This is a genomic window from Paratractidigestivibacter sp. (assembly GCF_052362415.1).
GTDB lineage: Bacteria > Actinomycetota > Coriobacteriia > Coriobacteriales > Atopobiaceae > Paratractidigestivibacter.
Genome location: NZ_DAWEMK010000096.1, coordinates 1 through 1,817 on the forward strand (window position 1 = coordinate 1; position 1,817 = coordinate 1,817).

Annotated in this window: 3 protein-coding genes; 1 reads left to right on the forward strand and 2 read right to left on the reverse strand. The window is 62.9% G+C overall.

All coding sequences use genetic code 11. From position 1 onward, the window contains the following. The coding region (locus ACT84W_RS08620) for a hypothetical protein (protein WP_444328912.1) at window positions 1-263 on the forward strand (263 nt) is incomplete at its 5' end. A 225-nt stretch (window positions 264-488) separates the two neighbouring features. On the opposite strand, the gene ACT84W_RS08625 is transcribed toward ACT84W_RS08620, so the two are convergent. Together ACT84W_RS08625 and ACT84W_RS08630 are read right to left on the reverse strand one after the other, a co-directional pair. Next, a complete protein-coding gene (locus tag ACT84W_RS08625) occupies window positions 489-1,193 on the reverse strand; it encodes a hypothetical protein (protein WP_444328913.1) in 705 nt (234 codons plus the stop codon). A 40-nt stretch (window positions 1,194-1,233) separates the two neighbouring features. Further along, a partial coding sequence (locus ACT84W_RS08630; RefSeq protein WP_444328914.1) for a hypothetical protein occupies window positions 1,234-1,817 on the reverse strand: 584 nt, incomplete at its 5' end.

The window sequence follows — 1,817 nt, forward strand, 5'->3', positions numbered from 1 at the left end:
GCTCGGACGAGGTTCCGGGCGAGGGAAACGGGCTGACGGTCGTCGTTGAGTACGAGACGGACCTCGAGGGAGGGGCGTATGAGGCGGGCGTCGCGCCGGAAGGGTCGCCCGGGCTCGAGCGTCTCGTCTCAGAGGCGCGCGGCGAGGCCGATGCTCTGGTGGGGGATGAGGGCGGATGGGCCGCCGTCCGCATCGGGCGCGGCGACGTGGAAAGCATCGACTGCGAGAGCGGCCGGACCGTGTACATCGCCGGAGGGGAGTGAGTTGCATCAACAGGGCGTGGGCGCGCCAATGGCACGCCCACGCCGGTTTTCCGGGGATGTCTCGCGCCATCCCCGCACCCCTGCGCGCCAAGGGGCTGCTGCCCCTTGGAACCTTGCTTAAGGAAACTCGAGGGTGCGTGACGAGTTTTGGGATTTATGCGTTTGCCGTCGATGGGCTCCTGTCCGGCATATACACGCTCTGACCCGGAATCCGGTGGCGGGGGGCTATTTCGTGGCGCCGCAGCCCGAGCACTTGTACCCGGTGGTCACGGTCTCGTCCCATGCCGCACTTACCTGAACCTGTTCGTTGTAGGCATCGGAAACCTTTACCTGTTCGTCATAAGCCGCCTGCACAGTACGAGTTTCTGAATGACAAGAACCACAGTTACCGCCATTAAGCAACGAGTTCTTAATATGAGCAGCTTCGTTCCCGGTAATATCCGCACCGCAGTTATTGCAAATGCTGACATACTTCACAACCGCATCGTGGTGGACGGTCTTGTACTGCGCGTCGTGATGGACGGTCTTGGTCTGGGCAACCCAGTTGTGCCGATGGGAGACGGCTCCCTGCGCGGAGGAGTTTCCCGATTCTGATCCGCCGGAGTCCTTACCGCTCTTCCCGGACGACGGGACGTTCGAGCCGTTACCCGTCGTCCTACTCTCGTTCGCAGCGGCCTCCCCAGCCTGGGCGTCTTCGGTCGTCGGTCCGGAGACTTCGTTCATGTCGCCTCGCGCGACGGAGCTCGTCTCATTGTCTTCTTCGGTTGTTCCCGCGGCTTCTCCCTGCATGGACGCAGCCGAATTGCCTTCGTCTTTATTTCCCATGGGCATGGCGTGCGGCCAGGCGAGAGCGAGGATTGCGGCGAGCAGGACGGCCGCCGTCGCTATCGCCTTCCTCTTCGACTTCGCTTGCGTGATGATTGCCGCCACGAGTCGCCTGTTTCCGCATGGTTCGGTGCTCCTGTCGCGCCTACTCTCCATTGACGAACACCACCGCGCTCCACTCGGAGGAAAGGGTTAGCGTGAGGGAGCCCCTGCGGTCGGACAGCTTAAAGTTTGTCGCCTCGCCCCCGACGGTCATCGTCCCCTCGTAGATTAAGGGTCGCGGCGACGATCCGTCCGAGCTCACCCACTGGGAGGTCACGTCGAGCTCGTATTCGCCGGAATGGTCCGAGGCGAGCCATGAGCTCTCGCGCGGGGCGTCGGTGTAAGAGCCCTTCCTCTGGTATTCGCCCTTCGTGAATGCGAGCGAGCCGTCGTCGAACGAGAGCGTCTCTGCGACGGTTTGGGTCGAGGGCGGGTTCTTCACCGACCAGGTGGCACTCTCCAGTGTGTCTCTCACCCTGTCGGGCGTGGCCGCCGTGTATTCGTCGTAGTAGGATTTTGCCGCCGACTCGTCCTCGAAGTACCTCTCGCCGTAGTCTTCGCACCCCAAGGGCACGTAGCTCCCGTCGTCCTGCCTCACGAGCGTAACGGTACCTAGCTGCGAGGAGGACAGAACCACATCGTCGCCCTCGGCTTCCCAATCGCCGCTGAGCTCCTGGGAGCCGACAT